Annotated in this window: 16 protein-coding genes; 5 read left to right on the top strand and 11 right to left on the bottom strand. The window is 27.5% G+C overall.

The features are described from left to right. Nucleotides 1–401: 401 nt before the first annotated feature. The 7 genes from BUA77_RS09445 to arcA form a co-directional block, all read right to left on the bottom strand. Complete coding sequence (locus BUA77_RS09445) at nt 402–662, bottom strand: Veg family protein (RefSeq protein WP_072889543.1); 261 nt, start codon at nt 660–662, stop codon at nt 402–404. 94 nt (nt 663–756) lie between these two features. After that, complete coding sequence (locus BUA77_RS09440; protein WP_072889540.1) at nt 757–2,055, bottom strand: N-acetylmuramoyl-L-alanine amidase; 1,299 nt, start codon at nt 2,053–2,055, stop codon at nt 757–759. Between the two features lie 10 nt (nt 2,056–2,065). Beyond that, nucleotides 2,066–2,899: a sporulation peptidase YabG gene (yabG, locus tag BUA77_RS09435; protein ID WP_072889538.1), complete on the bottom strand. Its 834-nt coding sequence runs from the start codon at nt 2,897–2,899 to the stop codon at nt 2,066–2,068. A gap of 142 nt (nt 2,900–3,041) precedes the next feature. After that, entirely contained in the window at nt 3,042–3,842 is an 801-nt protein-coding gene (locus tag BUA77_RS09430; RefSeq protein ID WP_072889536.1) for a TrmB family transcriptional regulator, read from the bottom strand. Between the two features lie 264 nt (nt 3,843–4,106). Further along, the gene (gene arcC, locus BUA77_RS09425; RefSeq protein WP_072889534.1) at nt 4,107–5,042 is read right to left on the bottom strand and encodes a carbamate kinase; all 936 of its coding nucleotides are present in this window, start codon (nt 5,040–5,042) and stop codon (nt 4,107–4,109) included. Between the two features lie 61 nt (nt 5,043–5,103). After that, entirely contained in the window at nt 5,104–6,096 is a 993-nt protein-coding gene (gene argF / locus BUA77_RS09420; protein WP_072889532.1) for an ornithine carbamoyltransferase, read from the bottom strand. Nucleotides 6,097–6,136: 40 nt separating this feature from the next. After that, entirely contained in the window at nt 6,137–7,375 is a 1,239-nt protein-coding gene (gene arcA, locus BUA77_RS09415; RefSeq protein WP_072889530.1) for an arginine deiminase, read from the bottom strand. A gap of 345 nt (nt 7,376–7,720) precedes the next feature. On the opposite strand from arcA, the gene pepV reads away from it, so the two are divergent. The 4 genes from pepV to BUA77_RS09395 all read left to right on the top strand — a co-directional run bounded on the left by pepV (nt 7,721) and on the right by BUA77_RS09395 (nt 12,752). Further along, entirely contained in the window at nt 7,721–9,055 is a 1,335-nt protein-coding gene (pepV, locus tag BUA77_RS09410) for a dipeptidase PepV (protein ID WP_072889528.1), read from the top strand. An 81-nt stretch (nt 9,056–9,136) separates the two neighbouring features. Next, on the top strand, nt 9,137–10,537 hold the full coding sequence (locus BUA77_RS09405; protein WP_072889526.1) for a YfcC family protein: 1,401 nt from the start codon (nt 9,137–9,139) through the stop codon (nt 10,535–10,537). Between the two features lie 194 nt (nt 10,538–10,731). Beyond that, nucleotides 10,732–11,844 carry a PfkB family carbohydrate kinase gene (locus BUA77_RS09400; protein ID WP_334292348.1) on the top strand — a complete coding sequence of 371 codons (1,113 nt, stop codon included), beginning with the start codon at nt 10,732–10,734 and terminating at the stop codon, nt 11,842–11,844. Next, nucleotides 11,826–12,752 (top strand): pseudouridine-5'-phosphate glycosidase, encoded by a 927-nt coding sequence (locus BUA77_RS09395; RefSeq protein WP_072889522.1) that lies wholly within the window; start codon nt 11,826–11,828, stop codon nt 12,750–12,752. The genes BUA77_RS09400 and BUA77_RS09395 overlap by 19 nt, the downstream gene beginning before the upstream one ends. Before the next feature lie 48 nt (nt 12,753–12,800). Here the strand turns inward: BUA77_RS09395 and BUA77_RS09390 are convergent, their stop codons facing one another. The 4 genes from BUA77_RS09390 to BUA77_RS09380 all read right to left on the bottom strand — a co-directional run bounded on the left by BUA77_RS09390 (nt 12,801) and on the right by BUA77_RS09380 (nt 16,399). After that, the gene (locus tag BUA77_RS09390) at nt 12,801–14,825 is read right to left on the bottom strand and encodes a methyl-accepting chemotaxis protein (RefSeq protein WP_072889520.1); all 2,025 of its coding nucleotides are present in this window, start codon (nt 14,823–14,825) and stop codon (nt 12,801–12,803) included. 38 nt (nt 14,826–14,863) lie between these two features. Next, complete coding sequence (locus tag BUA77_RS14195; protein ID WP_200773950.1) at nt 14,864–15,019, bottom strand: hypothetical protein; 156 nt, start codon at nt 15,017–15,019, stop codon at nt 14,864–14,866. A 120-nt stretch (nt 15,020–15,139) separates the two neighbouring features. Then, entirely contained in the window at nt 15,140–15,637 is a 498-nt protein-coding gene (locus BUA77_RS09385) for an SEC-C metal-binding domain-containing protein (protein ID WP_072889518.1), read from the bottom strand. A 66-nt stretch (nt 15,638–15,703) separates the two neighbouring features. After that, nucleotides 15,704–16,399 (bottom strand): peptide arginase family protein, encoded by a 696-nt coding sequence (locus BUA77_RS09380; RefSeq protein WP_072889516.1) that lies wholly within the window; start codon nt 16,397–16,399, stop codon nt 15,704–15,706. A gap of 153 nt (nt 16,400–16,552) precedes the next feature. On the opposite strand from BUA77_RS09380, the gene BUA77_RS09375 reads away from it, so the two are divergent. Continuing rightward, complete coding sequence (locus BUA77_RS09375; RefSeq protein ID WP_072889514.1) at nt 16,553–17,452, top strand: TMEM165/GDT1 family protein; 900 nt, start codon at nt 16,553–16,555, stop codon at nt 17,450–17,452. Nucleotides 17,453–17,676: the final 224 nt, after the last annotated feature.

Below are 17,676 nucleotides of genomic sequence, written 5' to 3'. Positions count from 1 at the left end.
TTCTCAACTAAAAAACTTTATTCAAATCAAATCATCTAAAGTTAGAAATACTGTTTCTTTAAAAGCTGATGTTTTACTGGCTTGTATTTCTCAGTTAGTTGCGTTTGTTTTAATGTTTAAGACTAACAATATCCACAATCCTCTTGCTATTAAATCTTTAATTGCTTAAGTTTTTTTAAACTCTATATCCTTTTTAAAAAGGTTTTACTGAACCTTTATTTAACTGCGTCTTTTTTTGAATATTACTGTTAATAACTCTTTCTATTTAGTAATTTCAACTCAATTTTTCTGTGGATAACCTTTCACTCTATTTTGCAACTACCTAGAATATACATATAAATATCACATTATATTATATTTATTTTTATAAAAAAAAATTCCACCAAATTTATAGGTGGAATTTAACATACATTTACTACATTTTCAGTTGCACAAATTTGTAACTTGACTGTAGATGTTAATATATCTGAATAACTATAAGAAACTCTAGTAGAATTATTATCATCTATCTTTACTACGAATATGCTAGGATAAGTATTTTCTAATGTACCTTCTTTAACTATCATCTTTTTTCTTCCTTTGTTTGCTCTTAAAACAACCTTTTTTCCTACATGCTTTTCAATATTTTTTCTTATCTGATCCAAAGTGTGTTTAGTAGCCAAAAAATCACCTTCTTCTCCATTATATGTTTACATAATATCATAAATCCAGGAGTTTGTCAAATATATAAAATTATATTTTACCTATTTTTAAGTTTCATGTCAACATTTTATTTTGATAATATTTTAGAAATCCTTCTACCATACACACAGCCATGTTTTTAAGAAATTTTTTATCATTAAAGTTATTTACTTCTTGAATATTTGATAAGTATCCTAATTCAAAATATATTCCGCTACAAATGCTCTTTTCTAGTATATATATTTTTCCTTCTCTTATACCTCTATTTTTTATATTTAGTTTTTTACTTAAAACATTTATTATCTCTTTCCCTAAAATTTCACCTTCAACGTCTCCCCAGTAATAAAACCCTTCTATTCCACTTATTTCTTTGAACTTTGATTTGTTTAAATGTATACTAATTAGAAAATCAGGTTTATATTTCTTTATCATATCTGCCCTTTCATCTAGTGTTATAGATTTATCTTCACTTCTAGAAAGACACACACTTGCTCCATATTCTTCTAATTTTTCTTTAAGAACTAAAGAAAATTTTAATGTAATTTCTTTTTCACTTACTCCTTCATTGCTTAAATATCCTAAATCCTTTCCCCCATGTCCAGGGTCAATAAAAATTTTTATATTTTTTAACGGTAAATTTGAATTAAATTCTTCTAGCTTACATATATTTATATTAGTATAATAATAATTTAGAATATCTTCAAACTTCCAGTTTTTTTTAGCTTTTTCATTTGCTCCACGTTGACAAAACCCAAGTCCATGGCCTATTCCTTTTGTGTAAAACCTTATTTTTATAGGCCTAAAACCAAATCGTGAAGAATCTAAATTTAAGTTATTGCTAAATTCTGTTCCTTTAACCTCTTTATTAAAAACTAATATGCTTTCTATCCTTTTACTTTCTGTTCTTTTTATAACCTTCAATATATCTTTTATAAAAAAATCATCTAAAAAATCAGAAGACATCTTACCATTAAACATTGATAAAAGCTCTTCTAAATCTATATCAACGACATTATCTAAATCTTTATTATCTTTACAATCTTTACAAGTTACTCCTCTTAAATAATCAATCTTTCTATTTAATATATTTTCACTATTCTCTGTATTTCCACCACAAGATATATGATAAAAAGCTAAAATAGGTCGATTGTTAAACATAATAACCAAATTTTTTGTATCATCTACAGCTTTATATATCCTGCTATCTATATAGTCATTATTAATATCCTCTATCTTAAGACTTCCGTCCTTTATACTTCTAAAAATAGTAGTCCTCTCTATAATAGCCTGACATTTTAAGGCTTCTAAATGAAAATCTTTAGGTGTGTTTTTAGAAACTCTATAAGCAATCAAATTTCTATATTTTTTGTCCATAACCTCACCTCTACTCGTATAGAGACTTAGGAAGTCCAGATCTATATTTTCCTCTAGTTTCCAGCCCCCCTACTCCTTTTGTTCCTGTTATAGTGTTTTTAAAAATTTCTTCAAGAGGCATAACCTTGTCAATTTTTGAATATGCTATTTTTTCTACTATCAGGACAGGATCTAGACAGTGAATTAATATTCTATGAGGTGAACTTGCGAAATTAGCTCCAGCATTTAAAATTGCTTCATAATAGGATTGACAAGCCCCAGCAAATATAACAAGTTCATCCATGCCATTTTCATATTTTCTAGCTTCTTGAACAGCCCTTATAAAATTTTTAGAATTTCTATAATTATTTATATTTTTCATATCTCCTTTAGAATTTAATATAGAGTCATGCCCTGTAATTACTAGTATATCTGGTGAATATTCAGCAAGAAGAGACCCAACCACTTTATACTGATCTCCTTCTGCAACTATTTTACCCACTGCTTCTATTTGTAGCTTTTTATATGCTTCTAAGCATATTTTTAAATATTCACCATCTCCATCTAAATGAAGTACTTTACCTGGTCTTCCAAAACCATTCCTATAGTACTTTCTATTTCTATCTAGTCTATTTTTTAGTGCTCTATTAAGCAAATTCTCTATTTGTCTGCTAAATATATATTCTTTAACATTCTCACTCCTTACCATCTCTAAATCATCCATAGAAGAGTCTGCCATAAGTCTAAAATCTATTCCTTTTAAAATAACTTGCTTCTTTTTATTTTTATTTTCAACTATATCTATAATTCTAAATAAAACATCTTTTCCATGGGATTTTCTAACAACCAAATCTCCTACTTTCATCGCATTCCTCCTAACCTAGTGGGTTAATATATTTTATGTGGACAAAAAAATAATGTTCCCTATATTAGAGAACATTACAGTTTAATTTTTTCAAATTCTAAATTTTTTAATTCACATATGAAAAAAGAAGCATAAAGCTTCTTTATCCAATATGAACCTTTTCTCTTATTTTCTTTAAATTCGGTCCAAATTCCTTATCTAATTCTTTTCTGTATTTTTTATATATTTCTGCCAAAAATATGTCATGAACTATAAAGCATTCTGCCATTAACATAAAAGCTTCATTTTCTGTCCATATTCCTTGAGATCTACTTCCTTTAAAAACTGAAAATAAAGCTTCATTTCCATCTGAAACTAATGTAAACCATCTTCCAAACTCCCTTGCATCTTTATCCATATCTTTCATTTCATGTAAATATACTTCTCCTATTTTCTCATCAGATTCACCATATAAAACAGTAACTATCTCTATTCCTTTTTTTTCAAGTTCTTTCAATTCTTTTTTAAAAAACTCATACTCATCTTTCCAACATTCTAAGTATATAAATTTTTTAGAGCCTGAAAGTACTTTTTTTATTTTACTTATTATATTTTCTTTTCCTTGAAGATGCCACATATAAGAAACTTTCTTATTAGAATTCACCTCTTTTACATTTTCCTTTAAAAATTTAACTGTTTTGCTTACACTTTTTTTATAGTTATCCAGGTAATCTTCAAAATCAACTGCTATATATTTAGTTGGATTATCACCTATTATATTAACTAATTTTTTTTCTAAAAGCTTATTCATAGTCTCATATATTTTAGCTTGAGGGACTCCAGATAATTTACTTAATTCATAAGCTGTTATCCCTGGTCTTTTAATTAAAGCTATATAAGCTTTTGATTCATATTTATTTATTCCTATTTGCATCATATGTTGTATTATTTTTTCTTCATCCATTTTCTACCCCCCATATTCTACAAAATTCTACATCGTTTACTAAAATATTTTACAATTTATATTATTAACAATTCAAGCTATATTTATAATTTTCTATTCATTATAATAAAGTCTTTATTCTAAAGATTTTAACTGTAGACTTTTTTGAAATTTCATAACGAAAATTATATTTATCCACAATTCAAAAGGATTATAATTTTCTATTCATTATAATAAAAGAGAAATAGCAAAGCTATTTCTCTTTTATTAAATTAAAGTTATTAACTATTTAACTATTAATGTTCCAGTTTTACCTTCTATTCCTTGAGCTGCTTTTTCAAGAGAAGTAATTAATGCTTTTCTTCCTGCTTTAGACTTAGCAAATTTCATAGCAGCTTGAACTTTTGGAAGCATAGATCCTGGAGCAAAATGTCCTTCTTCAACATATTTTTCAATTTCTTCTATTGTTAATTTTGAAAGCCATTTTTCATTTTCTTTTCCAAAGTTTATAGCAACTTTTTCTACTGCTGTAAGTATTATTAAATAATCTGCATCTAATATTTCAGCTATTTTTTCACTAGCAAAATCTTTATCTATAACTGCTGGTACTCCAACTAAAGAATTTCCTTCCTTTATAACAGGTATTCCTCCACCACCAACAGTGATTACAACGTGGCCATTGTCAACAAGAGTTTTAACAGTTTCTTTTTCAACAACATCTACTGGAATTGGAGATGGAACAACTCTTCTATATCCTCTTCCTGCGTCTTCTTTCATTTTATATCCTTTTTCAGTTTCAAGCTTTTTAGCTTCTTCTTCAGTATAAAAAGCACCTATTGGTTTTGTTGGAGTTTCAAATGCAGAATCATTTTTATCAACCATCACTTGAGTTACAACAGTAGCTACTGGTGTATTCATGTTTCTGCTTAATAATTCTTCTCTTATAGCATTTTGAAGATGATATCCTATATACCCTTGACTCATAGCTCCACATTCTGGAAATGGCATTTCTGGAGTATTAGCTTCTGATTTTGAAGCAGTTTCCATGGCTAAATTTATCATTCCAACTTGAGGTCCATTTCCATGAGCTATAATTACTTCATTTCCAGCTTCTATTAAATCAACTATTGGCTTAGCTGTATTTTTAACTAATTCTAATTGTTCTTTAGGATTTTTTCCAAGGGCATTTCCACCTAATGCTACAACTATTTTATTTTTCATTACATAGTCCTCCCTTACTTTTGCGTTATAGTTTAATAACAGGGGATACCCCCTGTTATTTTTATAAATTACCTATAGTAGCAACCATTACCGCTTTTATCGTATGCATTCTGTTTTCAGCTTCATCAAATACTTTTGAGTGCTTAGATCTAAATACTTCATCAGTAACTTCCATTTCTTTTAATCCGAATTTTTCAGATATTTCTTTACCTACTACAGTATTTTCATCATGGAATGAAGGTAAACAGTGTAAGAATATTACATCATCATTTTCAGTTTTCTTTATCATATCCATATTTACTTGATATGGAGTTAATAATTTAATTCTTTCTTCAAATTGATCTTCTTCTCCCATTGATACCCAAACATCTGTATATATTACATCTGCTCCTTTAACATCATCAACATTCTCAGTTAATGTTATAGTTGCTCCAGTTTCTTTTGCAACTTCTTTCATTTCATTAACTAATTCTTCTGATGGCCATAATGATTTTGGTGCAAGAGCAACGAAATCCATTCCCATTTTGGCAGCACCTATCATTAATGAGTTACCCATATTGTTTCTTGCATCTCCAACATATACAAATTTAACTTTGTTAAGAGGCTTATTTACATGCTCTGATACTGTTAAGAAATCTGCAAGTATTTGAGTTGGATGATATAAATCTGTAAGTCCATTCCAAACTGGAACTCCAGCATGTTTAGCTAATTCTTCAACAGTTTCTTGTTTAAATCCTCTAAACTCTATACCATCATAAAATCTTCCAAGAACTTTAGCAGTATCTTCTATTGATTCTTTTTTACCCATTTGAGAATTTGTAAGGAAAGTAACATTTGCTCCTTCATCAAATGCTGCTACTTCAAATGCACATCTAGTTCTTGTTGAAGTTTTTTCAAATAATAATACTATATTTTTTCCTTCTAATAAATTTCCTTTTATTCCTGCTCTCTTTTTATTTTTTAAATCTCTAGATAAATCTAACATATATTTTATTTCTTCTGGTGTAAAATCCTTTAATGTTATAAAATGTCTTCCTCTTAAATTTACTGGCATTTTAAATTCCTCCTCTTGATTTTATATTTATTTTCTTTATCTATCTTAAATTTTCTCTAACAAGTGGCATTGACATACATCTTGGGCCTCCACGACCACGAGATAATTCTGACGATGGCATAATGTGTAGTTTTATTCCATGTTCTTCAAGTAATTTATTTGTAACATGATTTCTTGAATAAACTACAACTTCTCCTGGAGCAATAGCAAGAGTATTAGAACCATCATTCCACTGCTCTCTTCCTGCATCTATCATGTTACCTCCACCACATCTTATTAATGTAACATTATCAATCTCTAAGTATTTTTCAAGTATATTTTTAAGTTCCATAGTTTCTTTTTCTATGATTACATCTTTTGGATTCTCACCTTTTCTTATAGAATAAACAGTTAATGGTCCTTCAATTTCTGGATGTATAGTAAATTTATCATAATCAACCATTGTAAATACTGTATCCAAATGCATAAATGCTCTTTTCTTAGGTATATCAAAAGCAAGAACTACTTCAAACTTTTCATCTTTTTCAAATATTTTCTTAGCTAATTTTTCAACAGAAGCTCCATCTGTTCTTTCAGATACTCCAATTGCAATTACTTTATCACTAAGTATAAGCTCATCTCCACCTTCTATTGCAGTATCTTCAGTTCTGTCATACCATAAAGGTACATTTGCATCTTTATATTCTGGATGATAGTTAAATATGTATTTAGCAAATAGTGTTTCTCTATTTCTAGTCACTGTTCTCATATGATTTAACGATACTCCACCGCCTATTGTTGCAAATGGATCTCTTGTAAAGTATAAATTTGGCATTGGATCTACTATAAATGGATAGTCAGATTCAATCATATCAGCAAGCGATGTCTTTTTATAGTCTTTTATTTCTTCTTTTCTAATACCTTCCATCATCTTATCTACCATTTCTCTGTTAGTAGAAAAACTTAAAAGATACTCTTTTACAAGTTCTCTTTTCTTTTCACTTTGTATAGAAGCTTCTTTAATAAACTCATCTACAAATTGGTTTTTTATTTTATCATCAGCAATAGCCTCAGCAGCTAAATCTTCTAAATAAACTACTTCAACTCCATTGTTTCTAAGTATATCTGCAAAAGCATCATGCTCTTGTCTTGCAACTTCTAAATAAGGGATATCATCAAATAATAATCTATCCATTAAATCAGGAGTTAAATTTTCTATTTCTTTTCCTGGTCTGTGTAGAAGAACTTTTTTAAGTCTTCCAATTTCTGAATATACATTTAAAACGTTTTCTTTAGCCATCTATCTCACCCCTATTGATTTATTTACTACTGAAATAGTTATTGACTACACTTCAGTATAATATACTTAACCACACTTGTTAAACGTTTTCTTGTTTTTTAACCACTCTGGTGGTTATTAACTACACCCTTAGTATAAAACCTCGTTTTGATTTTGTCAAACGTTTTCCAGCATTTTTTTTATTTTTTTTTTTTATAGACAAATAAATTTTTATCAATTATAATTTAGCTTAAACTAAAGATTTTTTCATTCAAATATAGGTTTTGCTATATTATATATTTTTATTCACTATTTTATAATTTGATAATTTTATAACACAATTTTATTAGAAAAGGGGTTTTTTTTATGGATATTAATAATAAAATTGAAGAATTAAAAGATGAAATTATACACTCTGTGCAAGAATCAGTTAAAATTCCTAGTGTAATTTCAAACCCTATAGATAATTGTCCTTTTGGCAAAAATATCGATATAGCCTTAAGGAAAACATTATCTTTATGTGAGTCTTTAGGCTTTAAAACATTTTATAAAGATGGTTATTATGGATATGCTGAGATTGGTGAAGGCAAAGAAATGATAGGAATACTAGGCCATCTTGATGTAGTTCCTGAAGGTGAAATTGAAAGTTGGACTCATCCTCCATATGATGCTGTAATTGAAGATGGAAAAATATACGGAAGAGGAACTCAAGATGACAAAGGTCCTACTATAGCAGCAATTTATGGTGTTAAAGCTCTTATGGACTTAGGAGTGAAGTTCAATAAAAGAATTAGGTTTATTTTTGGAACAGATGAAGAAAATCTTTGGAGAGGAATTAGTAAATATCTTGAAAATGAAGAAATTCCATCTTATGGATTTACTCCAGATTCTACATTTCCAATGATAAATGCAGAAAAAGGGCTTCTTCAAGCCGTTTTAAAATCTAAAAATTCATCAGAAATCACTTTAAAAGGGGGAAATGCATTTAATGCAGTTCCTGATAAAGTTATATATAACGACATAAAAATAGATGAATTAGTTTCAGAACTTGAAAAATTAGATTTTGAATATAAGTTAGAAAACAATAGTGTTACTGTCTTTGGAAAAGGAGCTCACGCAGCTAAACCTGAATATGGCGTAAACTCTATTTCAAGGCTATGTATCGCTTTAAATAATTTAGGAATAAAATCAAATGCAGTTAATTTTATAGCCCAAGTTATAAAAGAAACTTATAATGGAGATAATATCATTCAAAACTGTGAAGATAAAGTTTCAGGAAAATTGACAGTAAATGTGGGCAAAATAAGTATAAATAAAGAAACTGAGGAAATAGGACTTGATATAAGAATTCCTGTAACAATTGATAAAGATAAAGTTGTTGCTAAATTAAAAGAAAAAGCTTCAGAGTATGGTTTTGAATATGAAGAATACGACTATTTAAAAGCTATATACGTTCCAGAAGATCATTTCTTAATAAAAACTTTGAGAAAAGTATATGAAAAAGAAACAGGTCTTGATTCTACTCCTCTTTCATCAGGCGGAGCAACTTATGCAAGAGCCATGGAAAACTGTGTAGCTTTTGGTGCAGTATTCCCAGGAAAGCCAAAGGTTGAACATCAAGCTAATGAATTTATAGAAATAGAAGATTTAATAAAATGTGCTAAAATATATGCAAAAACTGTATATGAATTGACAAAATAATTTTGTTTATAAATTTTATAGACTTCTATTTTTCAAGAAGTCTATAAAATTAAATAAAAATACATCAAGGAGGTCTAAAAAATGAAAAAATTTAAAATGCCTAGTGCATTCACTATCTTATTTGCAATTATAATAGTAGTAGCAGTACTAACACATATTGTACCTGCTGGTAAATATGATTATTCTCCTGAAAAAACTCCAATTCCAGGTACATACCACTTAGTCGATCCAACTCCTCAGGGAGTATCAGACGTTATTATGTCTCCAATAAATGGATTCTATGATGCTATAGACGTTGCTTTATTCGTTATAATAATAGGTGGATTCTTAGGTGTAGTTATGAAAACAGGAGCTATTGATGCTGGAATAGCTAGAGTTGTTGCTAATTTAAAAGGTAGAGAAAAATGGATGATTCCAATATTAATGATATTATTTGGCTTAGGCGGAACTAGTTATGGTATGGCTGAAGAAACAATCGCTTTTTATCCTTTAATACTTCCTGTATTTATTGCAGCAGGCTATGATACAATAACAGCAGTAGCTGTTATAATGTTAGGAGCTGGTGCAGGAGTTTTAGGATCTACTGTAAATCCTTTCGCTACTGGTATAGCATCAGGATTTGCTGGTGTTTCTTTAGGTCAAGGTATTGGACTTAGACTTTTAATATTAGTAGCATGTGAATTAGTTGCTATTGTATATGTAATGAAATATGCTGAAAAAGTAAAAAAAGATCCTTCAAAGTCTCTTGTATATGATATGTATGAAGACAATAAAAAACATTTTCTTGCTAAAAAAGATGGAAATGAATTCCCTGAATTAACAGGAAAAAGAAAATTTATACTATTTTTATTCTCAGCAACTTTCATTTTCATGGTTTATAGTGTTATTCCATTTAGTGATATAGGTGTTCCTCTTCCAACTCTAGGTTGGTGGTTTGGAGAACTTGCTGCATTATTTATGGTTTCATCTATTTTAATAGGATTATCTGCTGGTATGAAAGAAGAAGAATTAGTAGGATCATTTGTTGATGGAGCACGCGATTTATTAGGAGTTGCATTGATTATAGGATTATCTCGTGGTATAACAGTTGTAATGAACGCTGGAAATATGACTGATACAGTTTTAAGTCTTGGTGAGCAAACTCTTTCTGGATTAAGTTCTGCAGGATTTACTATACTTACTTATTTATTCTATATACCAATGTCATTCTTAATTCCTTCAACATCTGGACTTGCAACACTTTCAATGCCAATAATGGCTCCTCTTGGAGATTTTGCTGGAGTTTCAAGAGATGTAGTAATTACTGCTTATCAATCTGCATCTGGTATAGTCAACTTAATTACTCCAACAAGTGCTGTTGTTATGGGAGGACTTGCTATAGGTAGAGTATCTTATGATAAGTGGTTAAAATTCACTTGGAAGTTAATAGCTATACTAATGATAGTAATTATCGCTGCTTTAGGATTTGGAGCTATGATGTAATTAAATATATTTTTAAAAGAACTTTTCAATATGAAAAGTTCTTTTTTTATAACGAATAGGAAATTATATTCCTATTTAAATTGTGGATAAATATAAATTCCGTTATGAATATTTAAATTTCTCATTGAAAAAATAAATATAATATGATAAACTCTTTTTAAGCAAAAGTTTATAATATAAGCAAAAGTTTGGTGATGAATTTGACTAGTAGAGAAAAAGAAATTCTAGATGTGATAAGAAAAAATCCTTTAATATCGCAACAAGAGCTAGCTGATATTTTTGGAATAACTAGATCATCTATTGCAGTTCACATAACCAATTTAAGTAAAAAAGGATATATAAAAGGAAAAGGATATATATTAAAGGATGAGGATTATGTAACTGTAATTGGAGGAGCAAATATAGACCTTCAAGGATTTCCAAGCGAAAAACTAATTTTAAATGACTCAAATCCTGGAAAAATTAAAATATCTCTTGGAGGTGTTGGAAGAAACATAGCAGAAAATCTTGTGAAAATAGGAATTGAAACCAAATTAATCTCTGCTATAGGAGATGACCTATATGGAAAAAAAATACTTGAAGAAAGTAGATTATCTGGTATAGATATGGACAACTCTTTAATTCTAAAAAATCATCCAACTTCAACTTATTTATCTATTTTAGATGAGAAGGGTGATATGAAAGTTGCAATATCTTATATGGATATTTTCGAAAAAATAAATGTAGATTTTATAAAGCAAAAATCTCATGTAATTAAGAATTCTAAAGTTGTGGTTTTAGATACTAATTTACCAAAAGAAATAATAGAATATATTTTATTTAACTTTAAGGAAATAGACTTTTTCCTAGATACTGTATCTACTAAAAAAAGTAAAAAAATCAAAGATTTCATAGGTCTTTTTAATACTATTAAGCCAAATAAATATGAAGCTGAGTCTATTTCTGGTATTAAAGTTAATTCTAAAGAAGACTTAAAAAAATGTTCATATTACTTTTTAAACAAAGGCGTAAAAAAAATATTTATAAGCCTTGGAAAAGAAGGAGTATTTTGTGCAGATGAAAATACTTTTAAGTTTATTCCTAATCCTAAAGTTAAAGTAATAAATGCAACAGGTGCTGGCGATGCATTTATATCTGGTTTAGTTTATAGTCATATTAATGAATTTGACTTAGAATATAGTGCTAAATTTGCAATGAGTGCTTCAATTTTAGCATTATCTCATAAAGACACAATCAATCCAAATATGTCAATAGAAAATATAGAAAAAACTTTAAAGGAGATGAAATCATGTTGGAAAAATACTTAGAAATACATCCTAAGGTAAAAAAAGCTATAGATGAGGGGGCTCCTGTTGTTGCTCTTGAATCTACTATAATATCTCATGGTATGCCTTATCCTCAAAATATAGAAATGGCTAAAACAGTAGAGAATATAATAAGAGAAAATGGAGCTATTCCTGCAACAATTGCAATACTTAATGGAAAGCTAAAAGTCGGTCTTAATGAAGAAGAGCTTGAGTATCTTGGAAAAAGTGATAATGTATTAAAAGCAAGTAGAAAAGACTTACCTTTTATAGTAGCTAAAAAACTAGATGGCGCAACAACCGTAGCTTCTACTATGATAATAGCAAATCTTGCTGGAATAAAAATCTTTGCTACAGGTGGAATAGGTGGAGTTCATAGAGGTGCTCAAGAAACATTTGATATATCTGCTGATTTAATAGAACTTGCAAATACAAATGTAGCAGTGGTATGTGCTGGAGCAAAATCAATACTAGATATTGGCCTTACTCTAGAATATTTAGAAACTCATGGAGTTCCAGTTGTAGGATTTAAAACAGAAGAATTTCCAGCTTTTTATACCAGAAAAAGCGGATTTAATGCGGACTATAAAGTAGATTCAGAAAAGGAATTAGCTCTTGCTATTAAATCTAAATGGGATTTACATTTAAATGGTGGACTTGTTATAGGCAATCCTATTCCAGAAGAATTTGAAATGGATTATGATACAATAACTAATGCTATAGAAAATGCATTAAAAGAAGCTGATGAAAAAGGAATAAAAGGTAAAGAAACTACTCCATTCTTATTAGGTAAAATTAAATCTATAACAGGTGGAAAAAGTCTTGAATCTAATATTAAGCTTGTTTACAACAATGCAAAAGTTGCAGCAAAACTTTCAGTAGAACTTTCTAAACTATATAAAAATGCTTAATTTAACCTTAAAAAGCCCTAGATTTATATAAATCTAGGACTTTTTATTTTATAATTTAAATTTATTTACAGATTTCATCATATCTTTAGTCATATCACTTAAAGTCTGTGCAGTAGAAGATACTTGTTGAGTTGAAGAACTAACTTGATGAGATGAAGCTGCTATTTCTTCAGATGATGCAGAAACTTCTTCTGCAATAGCAGATGCTTCTTCTATTTTTTCTAAAATTAAATTCTTTTCATTATCTATACTAATAGCAGAATTATTAATATCATCAATTTTAGGAATTATTTCACTTATCCCTTTAATTATTTTTTTAAAAGAAGCCATAGCAATATCTATATCTTTTCTTTGATTATTTAATTCATCATTCATAGCATCACTTGTTTTTACAACCATATCTGTATCACTTGATATGTTATTAATTAATGAATCTATATTCTCAGATGATTCTTTTGTCTGTTCTGCAAGTTTTCTAATTTCATCAGCAACTACCGCAAACCCCTTTCCTGCTTCCCCTGCTCTTGCAGCTTCAATAGAAGCATTAAGAGCTAATAAATTTGTTTGATCTGCTATAGTATTTATAAGAACTGTTATTTCATTTATTTGATTTATATTATCACCAACAGTTGAAATTTTGGAAATTAAATCTTTGAAAGCATCTGTTACCTTCTCTACAGATCCCATAACATTTTCTACATTAGATGTACTTCCATTAGCCATCAAGTTTATTTCTTTAGATTTTATATCAACATTTTCTATAGACTTAACAATATTTCCTAATTTATCTGTAAAATTAGTTAATATTTTATTAATATTTGCTAATTCATCTGCTTGAGAACTAGTTCCTTTTGCAACATCCTGTGTTGCAGCTGCAATATTTTCAGCAGATTCTGTCATATCTTGAGCAATAGACGTTAAATGATTTGATATATCTTCTGTTTTAGATGCCTGTTCTCTCATACTATGTATTGTCTCTTTTAGGCTAATTATCATATTTTCAAAATTTCTAGCTAAAATACCAGTTTCATCTTTAGATTTTATATTGATTTCATTATCAAGATTACCACTAGCTACTTCTTTAGATATATCAACAAGCCTTCTAATAACTCCTAAAATATTGCTTGAAGTAGAATACAATATAATTGCTGAAATTATAAAAGAAATTAATGCTATTATACTTATAATAATTATTATATTACTAATAGCTTTATTTACATTATCCATAGATATTCCTACAACTACTGCGCCTATATGCTCTCCATTTTTATAAAGAGGTACTACAGCATCACAAACTTCTATATTATTTTTATCGTAAAAGAAAACATTGTTATAAGTTTTTCCTTTTTTAATAGCATTTTTTGTTTCTTCACCTATTAATATTTTTCCTATCCTTTCTTTATCACTAGAAGCTATAATTTTTGAATCTTTGTCTACTAAAAGTGCATACACAATACTTTCATCTTTTGCTAAGTCATCTACTAAAGTTTGACTCTCTAAGCTTGCTCTTAGTTCTTGTACTTTGTTTGCAAGTATTCCTACCTGAACCATACCTCCATTTTTCATACTTACATAACCATACTTATAATAATTATTCGTTTCTCTTGATTTTCTTATATTTTCCATTAACTCATTTTTTTCACCTGCTAAAACAGGATATGATATATGATCTTGTCCAAATACAGATCCTAAGCTACTTTTTAGATTAGAATAAATTATATTTCCATTAATATCTGTAATATTTATTTCATCAACGTTAAAGTCTTTAGCTACATCAATTAAGTAATTATTATCTATATTATAATTATTTTTAGATAAAAATTTACCTAAAGTTCTAATTTTATCTTCTATAGAACTATTTATTATTTCCATAGATTCATCACTTTTTTGTATTTGTTTAACTATTTGTTCTGCAAGATTTATACCGTCAATTTCCATCTGACCTATCAATCTTGATCTTGATATATTAATAGTAATAATTGATATCAATGTAACAACTACAAACATAATTATCAATGGAATAGTAAGTATTTTAAACTTTATAGAGCCTTTTTTAAAAAAATTATTTACCATAATCTAATCCTCCTCTTTATTTATATTTTTACTTAATCTTATTTTAAATTTGGAATAACTTTTTTTATTTCTTCTATTTGATACCAATGTTTATCTATATTATTTTTTATAATGTATTCTTTTAATTCTTCTTTACTATTAAATTCTTTTACAGCTAAATCATCTTCAAAATCTACAAATTTAAGTATATACATATTTTTCACTCCTTGCAATAAATTTCTAATTTTTATTATATCATTTTTACATTTATAACCAAGTCAATTTCTTATATTTCTAATTTTCAAAAAAATAAGTCCTATATATAGGACTTGTTTTTATTTTCCACAACATTTTTTGTACTTTTTACCACTTCCACAAGGACAAGGTTCATTTCTTCCTATTTTATCTTCTTTTACTATAGTTTTCGAAAATTTGTATTCTTTTTGTATTTGCTTTCTTATTTCTTCACTTAATATATTATTCCATCCTTCTAAGTTGTAAAGCCAATGAGCTTCTACTGAAACCATATTGTAGTATAATTTTTCAAAATCTATTTCTAATTTAATTTCGCTATCAGATTCTAATTCTTCTAATGCTATTTCATTTTTTAAACTTTCACTTATTCCATCTAAAAATCCCATGAAATATTCTTCACTTATCTTATGGCTAGATGCTAAATCAGAAATTTTTCCTTCTATAACTTCTATTTTTTTATCTAATATCTCTTTATATATACTAGCTTCTTTTTTTAAATAATCTTTCCAAAATTCTACTTCTTCTTGTTCATTATTATGATTTTCAGCTAATTGCTGCCATTTTTCAAATAAACTCATCATTTTTTCCTCCTTCATTATAACTTACCTAAATACTAATTATATCAAATATACATTTTATTTCAATCAAAATTTAAATATCTCTTTTAAAACATCTATTGCATAATTTTGTTCTATAAAAAAAGGACTAGTAGCTATTGTTATTACCTTTGATTTTTTAATAAGTTCTTTAATTTTACTAATTTTCAAATCATAGTCTATGTAATCCATGTCTTTAGAAAATATATCTAAATCTATATCTAAAACAAATTCTTCATTTATATCCAAGTAAAAGCTATTTAGATTATCAAGTATTACAACATCAGAAAATATACCTAATTTAAGTGCAGGCTTTATAAAATTTCCAACATTCAAATTAAAATTAGTATACTTAAACACATTTTCTAAATCATTTATATCTTTAATATAAGTATTAGGTTCTCTCATATCCTTGTGTTGATCTACATGAACTAATTTTATTCCTTTTTTAAATTTACCCCTTTTTAAAGATTCTACCCAAAAATAAAAAGCATGATTGTGATTATCAAATATGTAAACATCTTTTTCATTGAATAAATACTTTATAAAATATTCAAGTCCTAAAGCATTTATTTCATTTTTATCTTCAATTTCACAAAATACTATGTTTTCTCCTATTTTAGCATCTTCAATATTTCCTTCTTTTAAAGGTGGTACATATATTTTTTTTTGTTTTCTTTCATCATATGAAAATATATTATTTCCAACAGGCTCATTTATAAAAAATCCTTTATAATAATTCATTTTATTCCCTCCACTTTTAAATTTGAAAAAGGTTGTATAAATTTTATGTAGAATATAATACTATTGATTGATAATTAAAAAATATTTATATATATTATAATACAATATATATTGTATATTATTATAGTTAGAAAATACTAAGGAGGAATTTTTTTGAAAGAATTTATTACAGCTTTTGTATTAATAACTTTAGCTGAAATGGGTGATAAAACACAACTTCTTGCCATGGCTTTTTCATCAAAGTTTAAATCTATTAGTGTTTTAATTGGAATTTTTATAGGTTCTTTTTTAAATCATGGAATTGCTATTGCAATAGGTAATTATGTAAGCCGATTTGTTTCTATAGAAAAAATCCAAATACTAGCTTCTATACTATTCATATTATTTGGACTTTGGTCTCTTAAAATTGACAATGAAGATAGTGATGAAGAAAATGTTAAAGGAAACTACGGACCTATAATAACTGTAGCTCTTGCATTTTTTATAGGTGAACTTGGAGATAAAACACAGCTTACAGCAATGACTCTTGGAGCAAATTCTAAATACCCTATATTTGTTTTATTTGGAACAGTTTGTGGAATGATAGTTACAGGAGGGCTTGGTATAATAATTGGAAAACTTCTTGGTAAAAAGATACCTGAAGTTACAATGAAAATAGTAGCAGCTTTTGTATTTATATTTTTTGGAACAATTGGATTATATAAATATATTCCAAGCATATACATAAATACAGTAACTACTATCTCTTATTTTGGAATACTTTTATTATTAATACTTCTTATACTAAGACACAATTTAATTCAAAAAGATAAATATTATGAAGAAAGATTAGCATTAGTATTGTCAAAATGTAGAAATTGTGGACAAAATCATATAGAAGATTGTCCTGTAAACAAAAAAAGACTTCAACTAGAAAAAGAATATCTCGGCCAAAATATACCTTATTTAGGAAGTGTCATTAAATATTTAGAAAGTTTAAAATATCTAGACATAAATCTTTACGAGAAAGTTCATAATAGCTATAAATGTAAAAATGAAAAAAATAAACTATAAAAAAGTCTTTATTCTAAAGATTTTAAATGTAGACTTTTCTGAAATTTCATGGCGCCAACGAATTCTAACGAATTCCGTTGCTTAAAATTCATAACGAAAATTATATTTATTCACAATTCAAAAGGATTATAATTTCCTATTCATTATAAAAGAATTTCCTAATTTAAAATTAGGAAATTCCTTTATTTTTTTGATAAAATATACACCTCCTAAATAAAATTAAG

It is taken from the genome of Tepidibacter formicigenes DSM 15518, from assembly GCF_900142235.1.
Taxonomy (GTDB): Bacteria; Bacillota; Clostridia; order Peptostreptococcales; family Peptostreptococcaceae; genus Tepidibacter; species Tepidibacter formicigenes.
Note: the sequence above shows the minus strand (reverse complement) of the source record. Positions and strands in the feature narration are given on the sequence as shown.